Annotated in this window: 23 protein-coding genes; 15 read left to right on the top strand and 8 right to left on the bottom strand. The window is 39.9% G+C overall.

The annotated features are described in order from the left end of the window. Positions 1-51: 51 nt before the first annotated feature. Both QUE03_RS15220 and QUE03_RS15225 read right to left on the bottom strand, forming a co-directional pair. Positions 52-522: a DUF1249 domain-containing protein gene (locus QUE03_RS15220; protein ID WP_286262796.1), complete on the bottom strand. Its 471-nt coding sequence runs from the start codon at positions 520-522 to the stop codon at positions 52-54. Further along, complete coding sequence (locus QUE03_RS15225; protein WP_286262797.1) at positions 512-1,156, bottom strand: NUDIX domain-containing protein; 645 nt, start codon at positions 1,154-1,156, stop codon at positions 512-514. Before QUE03_RS15225 ends, QUE03_RS15220 begins: the two co-directional genes overlap by 11 nt. A 154-nt stretch (positions 1,157-1,310) precedes the next feature. Here QUE03_RS15225 and tolC point away from each other — a divergent pair, with 154 nt between their 5' ends. After that, a complete protein-coding gene (gene tolC, locus QUE03_RS15230) occupies positions 1,311-2,654 on the top strand; it encodes an outer membrane channel protein TolC (protein ID WP_286262798.1) in 1,344 nt (447 codons plus the stop codon). A gap of 83 nt (positions 2,655-2,737) precedes the next feature. Here tolC and hldE read toward each other — a convergent pair whose 3' ends face one another. Next, complete coding sequence (hldE, locus tag QUE03_RS15235) at positions 2,738-4,165, bottom strand: bifunctional D-glycero-beta-D-manno-heptose-7-phosphate kinase/D-glycero-beta-D-manno-heptose 1-phosphate adenylyltransferase HldE (protein WP_286262799.1); 1,428 nt, start codon at positions 4,163-4,165, stop codon at positions 2,738-2,740. 57 nt (positions 4,166-4,222) lie between these two features. Between hldE and lpxL the strand changes: the two genes are divergently transcribed. Next, on the top strand, positions 4,223-5,167 hold the full coding sequence (gene lpxL / locus QUE03_RS15240) for an LpxL/LpxP family Kdo(2)-lipid IV(A) lauroyl/palmitoleoyl acyltransferase (RefSeq protein WP_286262800.1): 945 nt from the start codon (positions 4,223-4,225) through the stop codon (positions 5,165-5,167). Positions 5,168-5,219: 52 nt separating this feature from the next. Continuing rightward, complete coding sequence (locus QUE03_RS15245) at positions 5,220-5,924, top strand: TcpQ domain-containing protein (RefSeq protein WP_286262801.1); 705 nt, start codon at positions 5,220-5,222, stop codon at positions 5,922-5,924. Positions 5,925-5,957: 33 nt separating this feature from the next. Here the strand turns inward: QUE03_RS15245 and glnE are convergent, their stop codons facing one another. Then, positions 5,958-8,819, bottom strand: coding sequence for a bifunctional [glutamate--ammonia ligase]-adenylyl-L-tyrosine phosphorylase/[glutamate--ammonia-ligase] adenylyltransferase (gene glnE, locus QUE03_RS15250; RefSeq protein ID WP_286262802.1), 2,862 nt, complete (start codon positions 8,817-8,819; stop codon positions 5,958-5,960). A 75-nt stretch (positions 8,820-8,894) separates the two neighbouring features. On the opposite strand from glnE, the gene QUE03_RS15255 reads away from it, so the two are divergent. The 9 genes from QUE03_RS15255 (at position 8,895) to QUE03_RS15295 (ending at position 15,776) form a co-directional block, all read left to right on the top strand. Further along, on the top strand, positions 8,895-9,950 hold the full coding sequence (locus QUE03_RS15255; RefSeq protein ID WP_286262803.1) for a hypothetical protein: 1,056 nt from the start codon (positions 8,895-8,897) through the stop codon (positions 9,948-9,950). A gap of 20 nt (positions 9,951-9,970) precedes the next feature. Beyond that, a complete protein-coding gene (locus tag QUE03_RS15260) occupies positions 9,971-10,876 on the top strand; it encodes a DUF350 domain-containing protein (protein ID WP_286262804.1) in 906 nt (301 codons plus the stop codon). A gap of 4 nt (positions 10,877-10,880) precedes the next feature. Continuing rightward, positions 10,881-12,584, top strand: coding sequence for a polyamine aminopropyltransferase (locus QUE03_RS15265; protein ID WP_286262805.1), 1,704 nt, complete (start codon positions 10,881-10,883; stop codon positions 12,582-12,584). Between the two features lie 175 nt (positions 12,585-12,759). After that, entirely contained in the window at positions 12,760-13,173 is a 414-nt protein-coding gene (locus tag QUE03_RS15270; protein WP_286262806.1) for a YjfI family protein, read from the top strand. Between the two features lie 26 nt (positions 13,174-13,199). Further along, positions 13,200-13,895: a PspA/IM30 family protein gene (locus tag QUE03_RS15275; RefSeq protein ID WP_286262807.1), complete on the top strand. Its 696-nt coding sequence runs from the start codon at positions 13,200-13,202 to the stop codon at positions 13,893-13,895. A gap of 74 nt (positions 13,896-13,969) precedes the next feature. Then, positions 13,970-14,608, top strand: coding sequence for a hypothetical protein (locus QUE03_RS15280; RefSeq protein ID WP_286262808.1), 639 nt, complete (start codon positions 13,970-13,972; stop codon positions 14,606-14,608). A gap of 2 nt (positions 14,609-14,610) precedes the next feature. Beyond that, positions 14,611-14,928, top strand: coding sequence for a hypothetical protein (locus QUE03_RS15285; RefSeq protein WP_286262809.1), 318 nt, complete (start codon positions 14,611-14,613; stop codon positions 14,926-14,928). A 16-nt stretch (positions 14,929-14,944) separates the two neighbouring features. Further along, positions 14,945-15,415 carry an ion channel gene (locus QUE03_RS15290; RefSeq protein WP_286262810.1) on the top strand — a complete coding sequence of 157 codons (471 nt, stop codon included), beginning with the start codon at positions 14,945-14,947 and terminating at the stop codon, positions 15,413-15,415. Between the two features lie 91 nt (positions 15,416-15,506). Beyond that, the gene (locus QUE03_RS15295; protein ID WP_286262811.1) at positions 15,507-15,776 is read left to right on the top strand and encodes an Lpp/OprI family alanine-zipper lipoprotein; all 270 of its coding nucleotides are present in this window, start codon (positions 15,507-15,509) and stop codon (positions 15,774-15,776) included. A 44-nt stretch (positions 15,777-15,820) separates the two neighbouring features. Here the strand turns inward: QUE03_RS15295 and QUE03_RS15300 are convergent, their stop codons facing one another. The 4 genes from QUE03_RS15300 to QUE03_RS15315 all read right to left on the bottom strand — a co-directional run bounded on the left by QUE03_RS15300 (position 15,821) and on the right by QUE03_RS15315 (position 20,524). Beyond that, entirely contained in the window at positions 15,821-16,720 is a 900-nt protein-coding gene (locus QUE03_RS15300; protein ID WP_286262812.1) for a L,D-transpeptidase family protein, read from the bottom strand. A 40-nt stretch (positions 16,721-16,760) separates the two neighbouring features. Next, on the bottom strand, positions 16,761-18,329 hold the full coding sequence (locus tag QUE03_RS15305; RefSeq protein WP_286262813.1) for a hypothetical protein: 1,569 nt from the start codon (positions 18,327-18,329) through the stop codon (positions 16,761-16,763). Next, complete coding sequence (locus QUE03_RS15310) at positions 18,304-18,834, bottom strand: YdcF family protein (protein ID WP_286262814.1); 531 nt, start codon at positions 18,832-18,834, stop codon at positions 18,304-18,306. The genes QUE03_RS15305 and QUE03_RS15310 overlap by 26 nt, the downstream gene beginning before the upstream one ends. Before the next feature lie 154 nt (positions 18,835-18,988). Further along, positions 18,989-20,524 (bottom strand): CYTH domain-containing protein, encoded by a 1,536-nt coding sequence (locus QUE03_RS15315; protein ID WP_286262815.1) that lies wholly within the window; start codon positions 20,522-20,524, stop codon positions 18,989-18,991. Between the two features lie 212 nt (positions 20,525-20,736). Here QUE03_RS15315 and QUE03_RS15320 point away from each other — a divergent pair, with 212 nt between their 5' ends. The 3 genes from QUE03_RS15320 to QUE03_RS15330 all read left to right on the top strand — a co-directional run bounded on the left by QUE03_RS15320 (position 20,737) and on the right by QUE03_RS15330 (position 23,004). Next, positions 20,737-21,333, top strand: a complete 597-nt coding sequence (locus QUE03_RS15320; RefSeq protein WP_286262816.1) for a TIGR04211 family SH3 domain-containing protein — start codon at positions 20,737-20,739, stop codon at positions 21,331-21,333. A 90-nt stretch (positions 21,334-21,423) separates the two neighbouring features. Then, on the top strand, positions 21,424-22,494 hold the full coding sequence (locus tag QUE03_RS15325) for a CDP-glycerol glycerophosphotransferase family protein (RefSeq protein WP_286262817.1): 1,071 nt from the start codon (positions 21,424-21,426) through the stop codon (positions 22,492-22,494). Between the two features lie 96 nt (positions 22,495-22,590). Continuing rightward, positions 22,591-23,004, top strand: a complete 414-nt coding sequence (locus QUE03_RS15330; protein WP_286262818.1) for an FAD synthase family protein — start codon at positions 22,591-22,593, stop codon at positions 23,002-23,004. The last annotated feature ends 12 nt before the right edge of the window (positions 23,005-23,016 follow it).

Genomic DNA, 23,016 nt, shown 5'->3' on the forward strand with positions numbered 1-23,016 from the left:
TTAAGTACTAAGAAAATGTAAGTAAATGCGAGTAAGTAATAATCTGTTTTTCTATAACGAAACTTGAACTTGGCCAAACTCCAAACACATTTGCAACCACTCTTTTAGAAATTGGTTGGTTTGCAGCTTTTCATCGGGCTGATGCATCTGTTTATTTGGGTAATCATATCTCGGTTTAACATGACGAACACCTTGGCTTGAAATCACTTCGGCAGCGCGAGCATCATGGTATAAACGTATCTGCATTTGTGGCTTAATATAATCAACCTTGACGCTGTTAGGGAGCACTTGCTCTTGTACGATATAAATGAGCGATGTGTATTTGGTTACTTCTTTTACTGATAATACAAAGGCTAATTGGGTTGAAATAAAGAAATGGCGTCGTTCTCCAACGTCCTCTTTATCGGCAAGTAACTGAAGTGACAAAGCATAATTGGTTGCACATAAATTCATTAAATCGGGCAAACTCGGCCGATATTTGTTGGCACTAAAACCAATATTCCTTGTCATTTTAGTTGTCATTATCTTGCCATTTTGCACGCAGCGCTTCTGAATTTAAAGCCAGCCATTGTAACCCAATTATAGTCGCTGCATTACAAATTTTTCCTTCAGCCAACAGCATTAGCGCATCAGCCCTTTTTATCTCGCTGACTCGAATATCTTCCCCTTCTGTCTTTAACCCAAATACACCACTTACATTGCGCGCATCCACTTTGGCCACATATAAATGGATTTTTTCACTGGTACCGCCGGGACTAGATAAGTATTCCATTATAGGTTCAATGTCATTAATGTAGATATCTAAATTTGCTTCTTCTTTCGCTTCACGAATAGCAACATCTTGAGGCGATTCATTTTCACCAAACATGCCTGCAACAAACTCTAACAGCCATGGGTTTTCAGTAGTTCTTAGCGCTCCTGGTCGAAATTGCTCGTTAAAGACTAATGAATCCCTTTTGGGGTCATAGGGCATAAGCACAACCGCATCACCACGTTCAAAGATCTCTCTGGACAATAGATGGCTTTCCCCTCCTTGAAATAAGGCATGAGAAAGTTGATATTCATTGATCTTAAAAAAACCGTCATATTTTGTTAAAACCTTATGAATATTTACATTATTTCTCGTAAAACCAGCGATTAAGCTTTTGATTTTCACGCTAAATGTCCTATCATCATCGTGTTGATTATATTTTGTTACATAAGTATACCACTGAAAGACAGTTATTTTTATTTAGATATTTTAAGATCACCGGTAGCAAAATTTTAATTTATATCGAAGCCTAAGTGCATATTTAAGGATCTGCGTGCTCATGAAAAAGACCATTGCCTCAGTTTTTGTAGGAATAGCTTGTGTAGCCACTAGCACATACGCAAAAGCTGAAGATTTATTACAAATGTATCAGCAAGCCTTGTCAAACGACCCTGTTGTTTTAAAGGCATCTGCTCAATATTTATCTTCACAAGAAGTTATTGAACAAGCTCGTTCAGCTTTACTTCCACAAATCAGTGCTTTTGGCTCGATTACGGAATCTTCCAGTGAAGTTTACGATTCAGGTTCAGTTTTCGACCGTGATGTTTCTGGCGTTAGCTATGGCGCTAATTTCTCAATGCAAGTTTATCATCACGATACTTGGTTGAATTTAGACAATGCTAAGAAAACTGCGCATCAAGCGGACATTGCGTATCAAATTTCAAAACAAGATCTCATCGTTCGTGTCACTAGCGCATACTTTGCACTACTCAGTGCAAAAGATGATTTAGAATTCGCCGAAGCACAAAAAGTTGCCATTGAGCGCCAGCTTGAACAAACGAAACAACGTTTTTCAGTAGGCTTAACCGCAATTACTGATGTTCATGAAGCACAAGCAGAATATGACGACTCAGTAACTCAAGTTATCATTGCACAAAATTCTATCTATAATGCTGAAGAAGGGCTTCGTGTTATAACAAACGTTTACCCTCGTGACGTGAGTATCTTGAATACTAAACGTTTTAGTGCTTCTCGCCCAACACCAGATAGCGCCGATGAATGGCAGCAAACTGCTGAAGCAAAAAGCTTAGATTTAATCGCGACTAAAATCTCTGTCGACATTGCTAAAGAAAACATCAATATTGCTAAAGCTGGTCATTTACCGACCATTGATTTATCGGGTAGCTACTCTGTTTCAGAAGACGATATTGAATTGGGCACTTTACCTGAAGTGAATCAACCAAGCCTAGACAGTCACTCTATTGGCCTACAAGTCAATGTGCCTATTTATACGGGTGGTGCAATTTCAAGTCGAGTTCGTCAATCACAACATGACTATGTTGCAGCGAGTCAAGACATGGCGCTTGCTTATCGTAGTGTTGTTCAAGACACTCGAAGCTCATATAACACAGTAATTGCTGGTGTATCAGCCATAAAAGCGTTAGAACAGTCTGTATTGAGTGCGGAAAAAGCACTTGAAGCAACAGAAGCCGGATTTGAAGTAGGTACACGTACTATCGTTGACGTGTTAAACAGTACACGTAACTTGTACAATGCAAAGCGTAACTTGTCGTCTACTCGTTATGTTTATATCAATTCTGTACTAGCGCTTAAACGTGCTGGTGGAACATTATCAGAAAAAGATATTCAAGACATAAATCAAGGTTTATCACCAGCAATCTAGTTTACGCTGATTCTGAGTGTTCAAAAGATCAAAAAAGGCAGTCATTGACTGCCTTTTTTATTGGTTCAATAAACAAGGGGACTTTAATCTTCTAACCGAATGGTATTGATGATTTCTGTTGTCGAAATTCCTTCCTCAAAATTGAGCACTTTAACGCTACCGCCGTTATCTATCACTTCGCGACCACCGGCTATATCCTCAACTTTATAGTCGCCACCTTTAACTAGCGTATCAGGTAATATATGACTAATTAAGCGTTGCGGCGTATCCTCAGAGAAATTAACCACCCAATCAACAGCGCCCAAACCAGCGAGCACAGCCATTCGTCTGTCAGCGGGATTAACTGGGCGGCCCGCACCTTTTAAGCGAGTCACAGAAGCATCATCATTAACTGCGACTATCAGACGTGCACCCAGTTCTTTGGCATGCGTTAAGTACGAAACATGACCGGCGTGTAAAATATCAAAACAACCATTAGTCATTACAATATGTTCTCCGCGTGTTTGTGCTGCACTGACTGCAATCTTTAATTGTTCTTCACTAACAACACCGTAACCACTTTCTTGGCCGGTACTTATTTCTGCCAATAATTCGGCTTCACTGACCGTAGAGGTGCCAAGTTTTCCTACAACAATGCCTGCAGCAATGTTGGCTAACGCACTTGCTTGTGTAAATTGAGCGTCTGCTGCGATAGCGAGCGCCAAGGTCGCAATAACGGTATCACCAGCACCGGTGACATCGTAAACCTCTCGTGCTTTGGTGGGTAAATGAAATTCCTCATGGCCCTTACGCAGTAACGTCATACCATGTTCACTACGAGTGATCAGTAATGCATCTAATGACAGCTCATCCAACAACGCTTGTCCTTTTCTGACAATTTCTGCTTCATTTTCACAAGGACCAACTACTCCTTCAAATTCTGATAAATTTGGCGTCAATAAGGTAGCACCACGGTATTTGCTAAAGTCACTACCTTTAGGGTCGACCAATACCGGAATATTCCTTTTCTTTGCTGCCGCAATTAAGGTTTGTACATCTGATAATGTGCCTTTGTCATAATCAGACAACAGTAACAAATTGTGTTCGTCTAGCAGTGATTCGACATTTTTTACGTAAGCAGATTTATCCACCTCTGCTAAAGATTGTTCAAAATCAAGGCGCATCAATTGCTGGTTCCGACTGATGACTCGTAATTTAGTGATAGTGGGAATTTGCTTTTCTTCGGTAAAATTACACGCGATATCCATGGCCCGTAAATGTGTTTTCAAGGTTGCTGCTGCTTCATCAGTACCAGTAATACCTGATAACGTGACCTGTCCTCCCAAAGAAGCAATATTTAAAGCAACGTTTGCCGCGCCACCAGGTCTATCTTCATGCTGTTCTATTTTTACCACAGGTACTGGTGCTTCTGGAGAAATGCGCTGTGTGGGTCCTTGCCAATACCGATCTAACATAATATCACCGGCTACGATGACCCGTGCTTGATTAAAAGTGGGAATATCTACTTTCATCCGAAGTTCCATAAACGATATAATGTCAATAAGTCTAACATGAGTTGAATTTACCACGTGAGTAAAAATAGAGTTTTACAACCTGATTTTAAATTATCATTTCTGCTGCCTCAATATTGGCCTACATGGATTGGAGTGTTTGTACTCTACTCTATTTCCTGGCTACCTTATAAACTTCAACTTGGGCTTGGCAGATTGGTAGGTAGGTTACTAGCAAAGACAGGGACTAGCCGTGTAAAAGTCGCTCGACGTAATTTAGAGCTTTGTTTTCCTGAAAAGTCAGCCCAAGAGATTGACCGCATTGTTAAAAAGAACTTTGAGAATGCTGGCGTTGCTCTTTTTGAAACAGGTATGGGTTGGTGGTGGCCCAATTGGAGAATTAAACGCAAAGTTAAAGTCGTTGGCAAAGAGCACCTTGACGCTGCCCACGCAAACGGTAAAGGGGTGCTATTACTTGCTATGCATTATCTAAGCATAGAAATAAATTGCAGGGGCGTTGGCTATTCTCACCCAATGGTGGTTTTTTATCGCCCACATAATAATCATCTGATGGAGTATTTTCAATTTAGAGGGCGAGGACGCTCTAATCGCTTTATGTTAGGAAAACGCGATGTGAAAGGGTTAATCAAAGCACTACACGATGGTGAAACCTGTGTTTACTTGCCCGATCAAGATTATGGTAGAAATCGTAGTTTGTTTATTCCTTTTTTTGGCGTGCCAGCTGCTACCACAACAGGTACACTAATATTTGCTCGTCAAAAAAATATCCAAACTCATATGGTCATACCGACTCGCAACGACGACGACAGTGGCTATACAATAGAAATAAAGCCCAAGTTAGAAGCATTCCCATCTGAAGATAAAAATGATGAAGTTGACTTACTACGCATCAATCAAGAACTTGAACAGGCAATTTTAAGAAAGCCTGAACAATACATGTGGCTGCATCGTCGCTTCAAAACACGTCCGAATAAGGCTGACCCAGATTTGTATAAATCATAGATTTTACGTATGGTATAAATATGAGTAAATTGAGGTTATTTAAGCATTTGTCATGAGTTTTTGGATTAAAAACATATTATTTGTGGTGATTTTGTTGTCATTGACCTATTTGCTATTGCCAAACATAGATGAACTTAATGCAATATTAGACAGTGAGTCACCTGAGCAACAAACGTCAACATCACAAATTTCAAGCGTAACCAGTGAACGAGCTGTGATTGATCCTACACAACACGTTAAAAAGTCTTTGAAAACAGACAATGCTGCGTCGAAAGGTTTATCTCGTTTTTACGCGAACTTACACGGTGAATTTGGTGAAGAAGCAAAAATTAGAAATAACGTGGTTTATTTACCTGATCCAACCGGTAACCTAAAAGAAATCCTACAAGCAAAAGCTTTATTAACTAGACCACTCAAAGAAAATTGGCGCGGGCTAAAGGAGTCTCGGCCATTTAGAAAAGGGGAAACGCTTTTTCAAAAGCTCTCGGAATATGCAGAGAGAGATGGACTAGAAGTTATATGGTGGCTTAATCGAGATTTAGTGATAAAAGACCCATTTCGCATAGAAAAAGAAATGCTCAAAACGGCCTATTTGATAGGCAATGCCGTAGAAGGACACTTTCCTGAAGGAGTCACCACCTACTTTTGTTATAAGCAACGTAGCATCGTATTGATTGACAAAGACTTAGAGTATTTACAAGAAGAGTGTATGGTACTAAACACTGAATCACTTAAAGGTGGTCGCAGACGTTACTAGTCAATAATTGCCATCCTGTAAATCAACTAAGAGCTACTGTAGCAGCTCTTTCCATGTTTGATGCACTGCATCACTGTACTTTTTAAAGTCTGCATCAGCTACTAATGATGGCTTGTTTTGCAGGCTTAAACGATGCCCTAGGGCCCTAAGTTGCTGATAACTTTCAATTAACGATTTTTGCTGTTTTGACGTTAGCACTTGCAAGTCGGCTAACAATGTTATCAGTCGAAAGTTATCAGAATATCGGCACAGCTCATTGTGTTTTTGCGCATGTTTTAATACTAAAAATTGAACAATGAATTCAATATCAACTAAGCCGCCCTTTGCTTGTTTGATATCTACAAAACAGTCTTTTGATTTATCGAGGTGTTTTCGCATCTTGTCTCTCATCTCAATCACATCTGCTTTAAGCTTTGCCACCTCCCTTGCAGCAGATAATGTGGACGTTCGGCTACGCTCAAACGCGTTGATTAGACTGGCATGACCATATATAGCTCGAGCACGCACTAACGCTTGATGTTCCCATGTCCATGCTTCATTTTTTTGGTATTGATCAAAGGCATCAATATGAATAGTTAGCACGCCTGAATTACCAGAGGGTCGTAGTCGCATATCCAATTCATATAAAATCCCACTCGACATTCGTGTATTAAATAAGTGCATGATTTTCTGTGCTAATTTAAGGTAAAACTGGCTTACTGGAACTTCTCGCTCGCCGTTGGTTACATCATCAGTCGGACAATCATGAATAAAGACTAAATCAAGATCTGAGCCATAGCTGAGTTCCACGCCACCCATTTTTCCATAGCCAATCACAGCAAATCCTTTATGGCCAGCAGACACGGTAGACTTAGGCTGACCGAATCGTGCAGTGACTTGATGCCACGCTTGCTGTACCACTTCGTCTACGATCGCTTGTGCCAATGAGGTTAGGTGATCACTTACTTGCATCACAGGGAGTACTTCAACAATATCGGCGGCGGCAATCCTTAGTTGCTGCGCTTGTTTAAACTGCCTCAGCGTCTCCATTTGGACTTCAACATCATTTTCAGGTACCCGCAGCATGACTTGTTGTAGCTCGTCTTGATACGATGACAGTGCTGGTGGGTTATGAAGTAATTTAGGGTCGATAAGCTCATCAAGCAATAGTGGATATTTGGCAATATGAACGGCAAGCCATTCACTCATTTCGCACAACTTGATTAAGTGAACTAATGCACCTTCATTTTCGAACAATAGCTCCAAATACGCTGTTCTGGTGAGGATTTTATCGATGACAACAAGCACTCGCGATAATACCTGTTCATTAAAACGCGCTTGATAGACATGCTGTATTAACATTGGCATCAATTTATCAAGCACCTGACGCCCCCTCACTCCGATGCGTCGCTTAGTCGACTCTTGTCTAAACTGAGACAAAACAGACCAAATATCAGTGCAGTTCCATGCCGGCGCCAATTGCTTTAACCAGTCACATGTTTCTTCATCTGTCCACTCACTCAACCATAGCGTGCTCCATTGTTCGTCTAGGTTTTGATGATTTGGACTGTCTTCACCTATTAATCCAATAAATGCCTGATGAACACCTTGCATGTGTACTTGAATAAGCGTTAGAAGTTCTGACCAACTGTCGATTTTCAGCACGTGTAAAAGTCGCGCCTGGTCTAACTCGGTATCTGGCAACGTTTGTGTTTGTTGGTCGCCCACTGCTTGAATGATATTTTCTACTCTTCTTAACAGCACGTATGCATCAGTCAGCACTTTTGCACTGCTTTCATCAATCACGTCATGCTCAACAAGTAATGGAACTACGGACAGTAAATTCCGCCGCTGCAGCTCTTTTAAGCGCCCACCGCGAATTAATTGAAAGACTTGCACGATAAACTCAATCTCACGAATTCCCCCTGCCCCTAATTTAATATTGTGGACTAACTGTCGCCTCCTGACTTCTTGGGCAATCATCATTTTCATTTTACGCAGGCTGTCGATCACACTAAAGTCGATGTAGCGCCGATAAACAAAAGGCCTCAACATATCATTGAGTTGCTGGTGATGTTTTCCCTGTCCAATCAAGCGCGCTTTTAGCATCGCATAGCGCTCCCAATCACGCCCTTGCTCTTGGTAATAATCTTCAAGTGCATTAAAACTCATCACCAAAGGACCGCTTTCCCCAAACGGGCGTAAACGCATATCAACCCGATAGACAAAACCATCGGCCGTTTTATTATGCAAAGCAGTGATGAGCTTTTGCCCTAAACGGGTAAAGAATTGTTGATTATCTAAAGTTCTTCTCGCACCTATCGTTTCTCCAGTCTCTGGATAGGCAAAAATAAGATCAATATCTGATGAAAAGTTCAACTCCTGTCCACCCAACTTCCCCATGCCATAGACGAGCAAAGACTGCGTTTCTCCATCACGTGAAATAGGCGTTCCCCAACGTTGAGCGCAAAATTCACTGAGCCAGTCTAAAGCAGCAATAATTAATGCATCTGCTAAATTGGATAAACGTAGCAATGAAATTTCAAGGGGGTGATCTAACACTAAATCGCCAATGGCAACCTGTACCATCATTTCCAATCGGAATATTCTCAAGGATTTATGGAGTGCTTCTTCAGTTTCTGTATTAGCTAGTCGTTGTTTTAACTCTGCTAAATAGTCGGGAACAAAAGTTTCGTTGTAATGCTGATGTTGGAATATACTAATTACCGTATTCGGCGCCTGCATAGCACTGCGGTGAACAAAGTCACTCAGCGTGATGGCGTTAATAAAGTTTTGCTGTTGCGAATTATCGAGCTGCTCAAACAAAGTCCGATGATGTTCTAAAAATGCTGATAGTGACTTTTCTTTTTGGAGATTGAGCAACGGAAGAGAGAAATGAACGCCTTGTATTGTCATCTTTTTATTACCAAATTATGCAAGGGTGTTAATATCGTATGATTAAATCTATTACAACTTAGCGTTGGACATATTATGTCATTAGTGTTATTAATGACAAAATACCATAGCATTTTTAAGGATGAGATGGCAGAAATGCATAAAATATCTATCGTTTTTTTGACAGTTATATTATTACTCACAGGCTGTGGGGATCCTGTCGAAGATCAAATCAACGCCCAAATACCTGTAACTGAGCGACAAGTAATGGCGTTAGGTCAAAAACTACTTGCCGAAGAAATTCCCAATGCGCAGCGAATCAAAACTTACGCTGATACCTTAGCTGAACAAAATCCACAATTTGCTCCCTTGGTTAATGAATTAAGAAAAGACGGCACACAAGAAGGCCCGCTTTATTTGGCACTTGTTAGTCGTTTTGAAACGGCAAAAAATCAAGCACACTTATTTACCAACCCACAAGAGAGGTTTGATGAATTGCTTAATATTCAGCAAGCCGCCGATCCTACTTTGTTTTCTGACGCACTAAGCGACCCATTAAATGTGCTAGCAGATATTTCAAATGGCAAACTAGACCGTGTTAATGCATTGTCAAAAGCACAAAGTATGGCAGCCAATGGCGCGGAAGATTTTGGTGTCGGCGAACAACTCATTGGAAATCCGGCCTACGGAAACTGGCAAACTCAATCCAACGGTACCTCGTTTTGGATGTGGTATGGGCTATATCGAATTTTTGATGATGTTGTAGATTTTGGTCGTAAAAAGCGCGGCAGAGTTTATTATTCTCGGTGGGGTTCATCGCGCAATTACAGTTATTACAATGACTATGGTCGCACTCGATATAGCTCGCCAAGCCAGTTACAAAAGCAGAATGCAGTTGAAAATAGAACACGTAAATCGTTTGAAAGCCGTGGGCAAAAATTTAACAGCGCGTACAGCAAAAACCGAACAGGTGCATCTGGAGTGTCAAATAAAAGCAAGACCGCTCAAGCGAGCGCAAACCGTTTTAGAAATGACACAGCGAGCAAAAGTAAATACGCCAAGTCGTCAAAAAGTAAATCCACTTATTCAAAAAGTGCCAGTTTCAGAAACAGTAGCAGTAGTACCTCGCGTTCATCACGCCGCGGTAAGTAGCAACTAGGAGAATAATAATTATGTTAAACACACTTATCGAAATTACTGCCGTTAATTCGCAATTATTAACATTTCTTGCCATTGATTTAGTTATCGCTATCGCATTACTAAGTGCCATGCGATTTATTTCTGGCATTTCAGCCAATGTAAACACCACTGATGAGTTATCAAAACAAGACAACTTTGCTTTTGGTATAAGCGTTGCGGGTAGCATTGCTGCTTTAGGTATTGTGCTAACAGGCGCAATTACTGGGGAATCAGCCGAAAGCTTTCTATTAGAAGCAATAGGCATGCTCACTTATGGCGTGTTGGGTTTAGTTTTGATTAAAGTGGGTCGTATCATTCATGATAGATTTGCCTTAAACCAGCTCAATAAAACCGAACTAATAAAAGCCGGTAACATTACCGTGGGTATCGTTGATGCTGCTGGAGCCATTGCAACAGCAATCATCATACGCGCTGTGCTGTTATGGGTTTATGGTATTGATGTAAACACCTTCATCGCTATATTAAGTGGTTTTGTTGTTTCACAAGCCATGTTAGTGCTAGTCACACGTATTAAAGAAAAACAATACGCGAAGCACAATCAAGACGATTGTTTACAAGAAGCGTTTTCAAATGGGCAGGTGGCTTTAGCTATCCGTTACGCAGGCCAAGTGATCAGTACTGCACTTGCCGTCACAGCAGCAAGCTACTTCTTCAGTTACAGTCCAGAAACATTAGTTATCAACTTATTGGGTTGGTTATTATTTGGACTTGTCATGACATTGCTTGTTGCCTTATTGACCTTTATCGCTAAAAAATTGATTTTATGGGGCATCAATCTAGTCGAAGAGGTTGATCAACAACATAATATCGGCGTTGCCAGTATTGAGATGGCGATAAGTATTTCAATTGCACTTATTCTTACTGCATTAATGGCGTAACTCATTGGCTCAATCACCCAATCGTCACCAGTTATTTTGGGATGACGCTTTACTGATACTTACCATGGCCGTACTTGCTGGCTGTGGTTTAATCTACGAATACTTACTTTCACACTATGCTGGGCGAGTGCTCGGCGTAATGGAAAGTACCATCTACACAATGATTGGCTTAATGATTGTATCGATGGGATTAGGTGCATTTGCTGCACGTAATATAAAGTGCGCATTTAATGGCTTTGTGTGGTTAGAAGTGACTATTGCTTTACTCGGCAGTACAGCAATTCTAATAATTGGCGGCCTGATCGCCATTACTCAATTGATGCCGCAATTGATCGCCGACTTATTTGCGCTACCTCCAGACGCCACGCCTAAAGGTGGCATTTTCAAGCAACTTAGCTACATCGCATTTAAGAGCCCCTACTTTTTTGGCTTTTTACTTGGCTTTTTTATTGGTATGGAAATACCACTTATTGCCCGTATTCGAGAAATCATTCACCAAAAGCACTTACAGCATAATTTGGGCACTATTTATGGGGCAGATTATGTCGGTGCAGGCATTGGCGCTGCCTTCTGGGTATTACTATTACTTTCGATTGATATCAGTAAAGCCAGTGCCATTACTGCCGGATTAAATTTAGCCGCTGGTAGCTTTTTTATTGCACGTTATTGGCAATATCTCAAATGGCGAAAGACATTGGTATCACTGCATATTGTATTGGGACTTGCCATGGTCGTGATATTCCATGTAGGAAACCAGTGGCTTAATCAAATGAACAACCTACTTTATATGGATAAAGTCGTTTATAGTGCTAAAACACGTTATCAGCAGTTAACTTTTACCGAAAGGAAAATGGGCCTTGAACAAGGCAATGTCGTTAATTTTTATTTAAATGGTCGACTCCAGTTTTCTTCTGCTGATGAAGAAATTTATCACAGCTATTTGGTTACCCCCGTACTTGCCGCTTCTGCTCGACATGAAAATATTCTAATTATCGGCGGTGGTGATGGTCTGGCTCTCAGGGATATTCTCAAATGGCAACCAAAACACGTCACTTTGATTGATCTAGACGGCGAACTCTTGGATATTTTTACTCACCCTGCTGGTTTATTGCCGGATCGATTAACCAAAGAGCTCCAAGCATTGAATGAGCAAAGCCTAAATGATGAACGAGTCAACATCATCAAGGGCGATGCCTTTTTAGAAATAGACAAGTTGCTCTCATCAGGACAAAACTTTGACGCGATAATTGTCGACTTACCAGATCCTAGCCACCCAGACCTTAATAAGCTTTACTCAGTCAACTTTTATGCGAGATTAAAACAATTACTTGCCGGTGATGGCTTAATGGGTATTCAGTCAACCAGTCCATATCACGCAAAAGAGACCTTTATTTCCATAGGCAAAACGGTGAAAGCGGCGGGCTTTAATCATAGTCAACAATATCATGATAACGTGCCTAGTTTCGGCGAATGGGGTTGGACTATTGCCTCTAAAATGGGCGCAAGTCCAAAAACTCGTTTGGAACGAATTACAAAGCTTCCGGTCGAACACCAGTGGCTAACCTTAGATATGATTAAAGCGGCATTTATATTTCCTAACCACTTTTTTGAGCAGCAAGATGAGATTGGGGTAAACTATTTAGGTAGCCATACCATATACCAGCTTCACCAAAGTGCATGGCGAGATCAACAAGGCTTAAACAATTAAATGGTATAAATATTTAAAACGTACTTGACATATTATGTCAGAGTGCTAAATTTAACTTCGCTGACATAATATGTCGGTTTGTGAATTGACACTAAATGTCATTTCGCGAAATTACTCAATAAGTGTTTTAAACAATCATGACAGCTATTGAGTATTAATTAGCATGAGGAAAAACATGAACATTCATAAAATAGCGAATCACTTAAACGCACTAGCTGACAACTCAGAAACAGGGATGATTTTTGACTGCCAGCCAATTTCAGGTGAAGTAGATGTACTTCAAATCACTGTAATTGGCCGTGAAGAATTACCTATTTTTGTTTCAGTTACTGACGATCAGGTTCTTTGTATCACTTACCTTTGGGGAAAAGAAGAAGTTAAAGCTGATCGAGTAGAGGACATGCACACAGCAATGTTGGAAATGAGTATTCCAATGCCACTTTCTTCATTTTCAAAAATCGGTGATAAGTACGTTATTTTTGGCGCACTATCCATTAATTCAACATTTGATGATATCGAGCATGAATTAGCCGTATTAAGTAATAACGCCATCGAGATTATCGACGATATGGGCGACTACTTAGTTTAAAAGACCATCACTTAGGAGCATTTTATATGAGCATTTTTAAGAAAATTATGACCGCATTCCGTGGTGGCGCATCAGAGGTTGGTGAAGCTATCGTTGACGCCAACGCTACTCGAATTTTTGAGCAAGAGATTCGTGATGCAGAAAATCACTTAACGAAAGCCAAACGCGATTTAACAGGCGTTATGGCTCAACAAATGGCCGCAAGCCGGGAAGTGGAGCGTATTACACGTGAAATCACAGAGCATGAAGGTTATGCGGGACAAGCGTTAGAAAAAGGCGATGAAACATTAGCCTTAGCTGTAGCTGAAAAAATAGCTAACCTTGAGGTTGAGCTAAGTGAACAACAGCAAGCTTTAACCAGCTTTGAAAACAATGCTACACGTCTAAAAGAACTGGTACGTAAAAGCGAACGTCAGATTTCTGAGCACAAAAGACAACTTTCAATGGTTAAGACTACTGAAAGTGTTCAAAAGGCAACATCGGCAATCACGGATAACTTCTCTTCAAGTAATTCAAAATTACTGAGTGCGAAAGATTCATTAGAACGCATTAAAGCGAAGCAGCAAAAGTTTGATGACCAAATGAAAGCGGCTGAAGTGTTAGAAGCTGAAAGCGGCGATAGCGCACTAGAAGCGCAACTTAAGGCCGCAGGTATTGGTGGTACAGACACGAGCGCAAGCTCAGTACTTGACCGAATTAAAGCTAAGCAAAACAACGCTTAATAACTTTTCCAACCTTGCTCAGTGCATTAAGTACATAGTACTTACTTGCTCTGAGCTTTTTGAGTTTTATGCCTATGAGTTTTCTAAAAAGTATATTTTCAAAAGAAAAGCCCCAGCGCGCTGTGAAATCTGTCAGTGACTTACGTGTTAATGACATGATTGTGTTAACGGATAGTTTTGCCTTACCGGAAAATTTGCGGAATCAGCAATTTCAAGTCACATCCATCAATACTTATGAGTTCGAGCACAAAAATCAACTTGAGTGGGTATTAACTGGCCCAAGTAATATAGAACTATTTTTGTCGCTTGAAGTGGACGATACCACCGAATTGAAAATTTCATTAAAAGTTGAACATGAAGATGTTGAAAACCTTTTTGACCTAGACCAATTTTCTACTGTATTTAATGAGCCAGGCCATGCGGAATTGGTGTTTCAGTCTGACACGCCAAAAACTCAAGGTTGGACTGACAACCATTATCGTCAGCATGTTTTTGCTAAAGTGGGTTATTTCCATCGCAAAGATCATCGCAGTGAAAGTTTATCTAAATACGAAGGAAATGGCGCTGGCGAGCAATTCGAACTTTATACTTTGTACAATGAACACCAAAGCCATGGTGTAGATATCGAGGTTTGGAATGATGGAGATACTGATGTATTTTTAATCCTCTATCGCCCGCTCACTGATATTGTTGATATGTATCCGGGAAGCTAAATATGAACAAAAAAGTACCTGAGAAATGGCAATCCTCGGTCAAAGCCATGAAAGCAGTGCAAGTTGCTTTTGACATGGATGAAACATTTCAGCTGGCGATTCGCCGCGAGGCACTTGAAGCAGGCCTTAGTCCTTCAGAGCAGATCAGAGATATTTTGGGTTTACCTGTAAATAAAAGGCCAAAACGTCCACGTCTAACGGTAAGTTTATCGGCTGAGGACTACTTACTCCTCGGCGAAAAATACGGTTTGGACCCTGCTCAACAATTGGACATTAAGAAAAAATTAATGGAAGATTTAGTTAAACACGTTCAACAATAATAAGTGTAAATTTCCCATGAATAATAACCTTAAAGTTTATACCGTCGACAATTACGGCGTTAGAAACTACAACTCGCTTTATCTCGCGATTATCACCCTGTCTGTGCTTTATGCCATCATCGCCTTATTATCATTAGTGTTAGTTTCGGTCGAGACTGTTTCGCCTGACGCCAACATCACAACTTACAAAGATGCCTTTTGGACACTACAAATGAGTGCCAGTACTATAGGATTTGGTGACTTTTACCCGGTAACTTTAGAGGGCAGAATCATTGTATCAGCCATGTTCTACATAGGTGTTGGTATGGTAGGTTTTATAGGTGCTCAATTCGTTAATAAATTTGTTGGTTTTTCAGATACTAATGTGAAAAACCGTGAGCTCCGCCGACAGAATAAAGAGATTTTGGATCACAATAAGCAGCTTGAGAAAAAAGTAGACGATTTAGTGAGTAAAATAGAGCAGCTCATTCATAAAAAGGCAGAGTAGCACTAACGAACATCCAAATATACGATTTTTGCGCTATTATTATTTTAATTATCAAACGTTGATTATTAAAATAATACAAAAGGAAATCATTATGTTAGTTAAAAGAGTCTCCATCGCTATTGCAGTGTTGGCATTGACAGGCTGCGCGAACACTGAACAATTAGAACAGCTTTCAAGCAAAATTGATAATCTATCAGCAAGGGTCACTCAGTTGACGAACGACGTTTCGCAATTGAAAGAACAACAAGCAAAAACACAGCGCACCACTGAAGCAGCCAATAAAGCGGCAAAGGAAGCTAAATTGGCAGCAGAGCAAGCCAATGAGCGAGTCAATAATATGGTGGATAGCTTTCGAAAATAAACATCACAATCAATGATTTATCAATAAAGGCTTTTTATAAGCCTTTATTTTTGAGCTAACGTTTTTACTAACCCACTGGGCGCATGAAATTCAGTAGCAAGCATTTCTCGGTCCAGTTCATGACCCTCAATAAACCTGTGGAGAACATTATTTTGCTCAATATAGTTTCTTGTATTATGTTCTATCGATAAAGGTTGATGCATTTCAATAAGCTTTAAATTCTCTTGCTCATAAGACATTTTGATCGGCTGGTCGATGATCTTGATAGGTGTATTAATTGGTACATTTTCAAAGAGCCACTTAATGTCGTCGTCGTACATTCTTATACAACCAGAACTAACCCTCATACCAATACCAAAACGTTTATTTGTACCATGAATTAAGTATTCACTGGTTCCTATTCGCATTGCGTACTTTCCAAAGGGGTTATTAGCACCCGCAGGTACTTCATCAGCAAGCGCAACACCATTTTGCTGTTGATAGCGTTGTTTTAGCGCTTCTGTTGGACGCCAAACAGGATTGATACGTTTTTCACCAATGTAGCTAGTCGTTATGGGGGTCTCTAATCCTAAGCGACCAATACCTACAGGAAATACGTGAACTCGTTGTTCATTCGGCAAGAAATAATACATTCTTAACTCTGGTAAGTTGATTACTAACCCTACGCGAGCAACAAAAGGCAATAATAGTTGGGTCGGGATATTGAGTTTATGCCCTATTGGCGGCAAAAATGGATCGATCCCTTTGTTGGCTGCCATTAACGCTAAAAAGCCAATATCATATAACTCTGCAATCGCTTGAAAATAATCACCTTTCACAACTGTATGTTGCACAGGTTCACCCAATAGCCGTTTACCCGACCTAGGTAATTCATACTCAATGGCTTGTACCTGTGTCAAAGATAGCACAACGCACATTGCAGCTAAGTAAACACTAGCACGCACATTCACCTCAATTTATAGAATACATTGCTTGAATAATTCCCTAATAGCCTTTGATCACGTATTTATAAGGTTCTTTGATCAATGAGTGATAAAAATCTGTTCCATCTACCCTTTTTTTCCGAGGTAATATTTGAATATTCAGCCACGTCATTAATTCATCAGCTTTAACTTCATCAAAAGTAAAGCTAACGCGCCCATATTGATCCTGTAGTCCAACAACTAAGCCATAGTCGGTATTGCTGCCTAATGGCGGACGAGCGACAGCCATTACCCTGTAATCTTCGAAGGAGATATTTTCTTCATCGAAAAACCGTTTGCGTCTCGACATTTCGTTTATGTCAGGCGTTGACCATATAAAGACTTCAACGCCATCACTTTTTCCAAAATGTTGAGTGCCAGACCATTCATAAATTGCCGAGTTGCTGCTGACGTTTTCTGTATTAACCCTTCTCAGTGCAACTAACATTCGCTCGATTTGATCCGTTCTAGAAACAAGTTTCGATTTACTGTCGATGAAGTTTATATCAAGCGAGATTTTTTCTTCTCCATCATGAACACCAGAGAAATCTAAATTTTGTAGACCGAACTCCAACTCGAACGGTTGACTGTTGTCGAATTGGAAAGTTCGTTCATGCTGTTGCCAACCATTAATATAAAGAGGAACACCATTGACCTTAATTTGATAAGTATAACTATCTACTGTTTCTGGTAAATTTAAGGCATCACTTTTTACTTTAAAGCTCATATAGGTAATTTTCTCGGTTTGGTGGCGCTCTTTTAAGGTTTTAAGTGAAGGTGCGATCCACCCTAAATCATGTTTCGCCGACGCGTACGCTTTTGAAAATAGTGAGAAGCGATCGTTAGTCTGATTAATTACCGATGCATTGTTACAACTGTTAACATGATCTTCCGAGCCATCCGTTGGTAAGCAATGACCAACTTCACATAATAAATTTATTGTATTAAAGGTTTTATCTTCCTTTTTTGACATACAAATATTGTATGTTGGCACATCCGCTAGGCTGCCCATATACTCATCCAATACCACGCGCTTAAGGATGCCCTTAAATAATCCTTCATTATCAAATTTTCGTTCAACAATAAGGTATTTACGCCACTTCGCTATGATATTAACTGGAACAATGGGATGATCGGAATAACTCGATGACGGCTCGGTTTGTGAATAGCTTAACCGTTCACTGTCAATATTGTCGACATCGGAAAAAGTTGGCGCTTTAAATTGCAAGTCAAACTGGCTGACTTGCGCAACTTCCTCAGCTCGCACTTGCTCTGGGACGGGCTCTTGAGCACCTACAAGCAACTTATAAATTACGAAATACCCTGCAATAGAACCACCTAAACTGACACTTTTCCCTATTTTGGATTCTTCGATGGTAACTTTGGCCGTGGAGTCGAGAATACCAAACAATACAATTGATATCGCTAAGGCAATTAATGCACAAACGATAGGATAGGGAAACAATTCAAACTTAAAGCTTAATGCGGCAAAAACAAGAAAAAATATAGACAACAATACGTAGATGAGAAGAGTTTTATGCGAAGGTGATTTTTTGACTGCCTCATCACTTACTTGTGTTGTTTTGGTCATATTTGTTACCTTTTAGTTTTATACCAATAAGCAACATACAATCATAAACAGTGGCGCAAATATCTCTAAACCACATGTACAACCAATTTATTGTGCCTGTCGCCGGTCTTCCTGACTCAATGCATAGTGGTACAGCTTCTATTCCTAGCATTCTAAAGAGTATCGTTATTCTTAACACATGGTAGTTATCACTGCACACTACCACTTTCATATTTTTTGGGAGCATCTTTACCCCATTAAGTACGGAGTCTAGTGTATCTGTGCTGTCATGATCTTCTATGATATTTTCGCGCGTTATGCCACCTTGCATTAATAATTTTGTCATCACGCCTGCCTCGGTTGGCACTGCACTATCTTGGGTACCACCTGTAACGAAAAAGCGATGCCCTGGCGAGATTTTTTCGTGCTCTAACGCGCCTTTAATTCGCCTCAATAAGCTACCACTAGGGCGCCCATCTCGGTGAACTTTAGAGCCAAAAATAGCAATACAAATGTTGTCTGGCACTGTTAGTCCGTGTCTAAGCTAAATGAATAAAACTAAGCATTCATTGTTCATAATACCAGTAAAATAACATACCCATATAATAAGGTATAGCAAATGGCGATCGCATCAAATAACCAAAATTAAAAGGTAGCACCAGCTTGTAACATTAAAGCGCTTAGTTGGTGTGCCAATACGGCGTGACAGCCAAAGCGGATTTTCTTGAATATTCTAGTGCATCCACCAAGTTTTCAATTTTTGTATCTAACCAACGAATTAGCTTTTCTGGCTGTTGTTCCAATTGTTGCAATTGTTTTTGTAAAAGCGCATAAATCGCCAGCTCATCAATACCATAAAGAATATCTAACCATGGGCTACGGTAATCCCTACGCAACTCTGATGAAAAAAGCTCTCCAAACCAGCAACCAGTGATTAGGCTTGTGGTAAGCTGTTGCTTAAGCTCTAGATACTGCGCAGGTGACATGTCATCACACTGTGGTGTCGCTTTGACAAGCTCAATAAGGCTTTGCTCAAGGGCTTGATGTGCAAACGACTTAAGAGCACCTGATTCATTGTCATCTTGACGCTCTAACAACAAAACTAATAGTGACAACTGAAGTTGATTAAAGCGTTCACCTTCTAACAAGCTAATAATTGCAGCATTCTGCGGAAAACTCTCTCGTTTAAGCTTTAATATTTCAATCAACTGCTTGCTATATTCTAGTTTTTTTCGGTAACTTCCTGTCTTTGTTGTTAAATCAGCAACATGCTGTGCTTTGTCTAACCAACTCAATTCACTAATCAAATCATCTAATAAATGGGTAATATTAGAAAGCTTATGAGTATCAACCACAGTGCTAAATATTGACATGCCATGACTTAACATTTGCAAACTGTCACGCAAGTTAAACAAATGCTTGAGGTTGGGCTGAAGGATATAAGCATTAATGCTTTCTTGAATTTGAGCAAGACCAAATTCAATGCCACAATAAAAAGCAGCAACAGGTGATTGTGCAGTGCTAACAGGTGCAATAAGGTGACGTTGTTCATGCCGTTCTTCATCATCCACCATTTCACTGTCTGGTTTAATACTTGGTACTTTGAGTTGATGCCAAATGGCATAACCACGGGCCGCTTTGCTTTTTCTGCCAGGCCTCATGTTTAGAACAGTAAACAATAACGAGGCAATAGAAAACAACGCTTTAATATCACCCGACATCAGCTCCAGTTCAATTTCACTGATAATTTCACTTTCACTTCCCGATTCGATACTGCCTTGATCAAAGGCTACTTCGACTTGGCCAAAATCATGGCTAACATGCCAAATTTCACGTTTAAAGTTGGTAGAAAACAAAGGAACAATGGCATTTTGTAATGCGGTGAGTGAATAATTCTCAGGCCAAATTTCTTCAGGAAACAAGCTTAAATCTGGCTGCGAGGTGTTAATTGTAATATTGTATTCGGGACGTTTATGCAAACCTCCAATAACCTGGCCAGCTGTTTTGATAGTTTGCTCACGGTACTCTGGATTTGTTCTAACTCTAAGACCCATGTCTAGGCGTCTCAGCTCCAATGAATCGGTATCAAAGTAACTGTTATTAAGCTGCTTAGACTGCTGAGAAAATTTAATATTCTCTTGTACGAATAACTTGCTAATTCGCTGTTCAACATCATCTGCATCAACCAGATATTTAAGTTCTATTTCCGTTTCCATACCGCCTACAGTTTTAAGCCTTATTACAAGGTTTAATTAAAAAAGAATATGTTTGTGAGTTACAGACTACAAAAGGGCTAATTAACTCGCAAGTAATTTTATGTTAGGTCAATAGTTTTGTTCACATTTACCTACTATTTCCTGCTTGCTATCCCCCTCACAAAGCCCTAATATCCAATACCATAAACACATTATTATAAATTGGTTTTGTTATGAAGAAGTTTGGGCAATTACTCGCCTTATTTTGTTTCAGTTTTTCATTGTTTTCTGTCGCTCAAGAGCAAGAGAGCGACTTCGCTGACGGTTATATTTCTGACGATTTATTTATTTACATGCACGCTGGCGCCGGCACAAACTATCGTATACTAGGAACCATCATCGCTGGAACGCCTATAAAAGTGACCGGTGAGTCGCTCAATGATTATTCAGAGATCATAGATGAGAAAGGCCGTAAGACATGGGTTGAATCTAAATATGTTTCATTAAAGCCAGGCCTTCGATTTGTCGTTGCTGAGCTAAATAGCCAAATCGTAGCAGGGTCTGATACGGAAACAACGCTGAAAAGTAATTTAACTAACGCACAACAATCACTTGCTGAACTAAGAAATAAAAACAATGAGTTAACTGATCAGTTAACACAGCTCACTAACGAATTATCAACCACAAAACTTGCTCTAAAATCACAAGATATCGATATACAAAAAGAATGGTTTTATAACGGTGCGATCGTTTTAGTGATCGGCTTGTTACTTGGCATAATTTTACCATATATTGCTTCTAGAAAACGTAAAGTAGATTCTTGGACATAGAGCGATATATAAGTATTAGTTTCACTTCAACTCATTGATTCGTGGTAAAGTAAATCATACTTTGCCACGGATATAGCCTTGTACACCACCATGAAAATAATTTTCGATGTTCTCCATTTATACTACTTGCCGCAATATTTACCGGTTTATCATCAATTACTAAAAACCAATGCAGGTCAGGCAACTTTCGTTATTTATCGTAGTATCCATGATGATGTTATTGCACAAATCGTCGAACAAGAACAGTTAGATCATATTTGGGTTGCTTCTAAAGAAGAAGCCTTAGAATATTACCTAAAAGAAGCAGCGGACTGGGTATTTTTTGCCAACGGTTATGAATTTATTGACCAAGTTCATCAAGTCAGTAAGTCAGTGCAGTTAGGCCATGGCATTGGTCCTAAGGCGAGCTATTACAACAAATCAGATAAAGCAACAACGGTACGATTTGTTGAAGGCCAGTACCGCACAGATAGGTTTGAGCAAATGTATCCTGACGATACTTTTGTTAATGTCGGATTCTGCAAACTAGATCCTATTTTAAATGATGAAAATCAAGGATTTGATTTAACGACTTTAGGACTAAATCCAGCAAATAAAACCCTGTTGTATGCTCCTACTTTCTATCCCAGTAGTATTGAGTGTTTTCCAAAAAATTTCCCTGAGCAATTTTCACAATACAATATTCTGATCAAGCCGCATTACTTCTCACTCAGTAAAGACAAGTATGTTAATCAACGGAAGCTACTAAACCACTGGGCGACTTTTCCAAACGTGTACCTGGCAAAAGTAGAAGATTACTCATTGATCCCATTTATGGCCTGTGCAGATTTATTGATCAGTGACGCGTCGTCAGCATTGTTTGAATTTGCCGCCCTCAACAAACCGGTGATTTGGTGTGACTTTTTGAAATTACGTTGGAGTTATCGCGGCATATTTTCATATCGATTTAAAAAACGTATGGATCAAGATTATGGTGAATATGCGGAAATCGCCGTTCATGCCCCTAAATACAATGCGCTAAAATCATTGATTGAACAGCAAATTGCCAATCCTGAACAATTACAAGCCACCCGTTTATCTCTTGCCGATAAGTTAGCAGGTAAAATAGACGGTAAAGCCAGTGAACGAATCGTCAATTACTTAATCGAACACAAGAGCTAGGTTTTTATCTTTGCATTTATGTTCAATAGCCGTGCTATTGTGTAGAATGCGCAGCCAAAAGATAAGCGTATTTGAAAAACGTATTTAAGGTTTCTTATGAAGAAAATTGGTTATACCACTGGGGTTTTTGATCTGTTTCATATTGGCCACCTCAACGTGCTAAAGCGTGCCAAGCTTGAATGTGATTACTTAATTGTCGGTGTGACAAGTGACGAGCTCTCTATTTCAGTGAAAAATAAAAAGCCCGTGATCCCCTTCCAAGAACGCATGGAAATCGTCGAAGCAATTAAGTTTGTTGACGAAGTTGTGCCGCAAGTCAATTACGACAAAATGGAAGCATGGAACAACCTTAAGTTCGACATGATGTTCGTAGGCGACGACTGGAAAGGTACCGACAAATGGATAGAAATAGAAAAAGACTTCGCCCAATTTGGCGTTGAAATTATGTACTTCCCCTACACTTCTCACACTTCAAGTACGATATTACGTGACGTTTTGAAAAAAATATAAGTAGCAGATAAC

This window comes from Thalassotalea atypica, assembly GCF_030295975.1.
GTDB lineage: Bacteria > Pseudomonadota > Gammaproteobacteria > Enterobacterales > Alteromonadaceae > Thalassotalea_F > Thalassotalea_F atypica.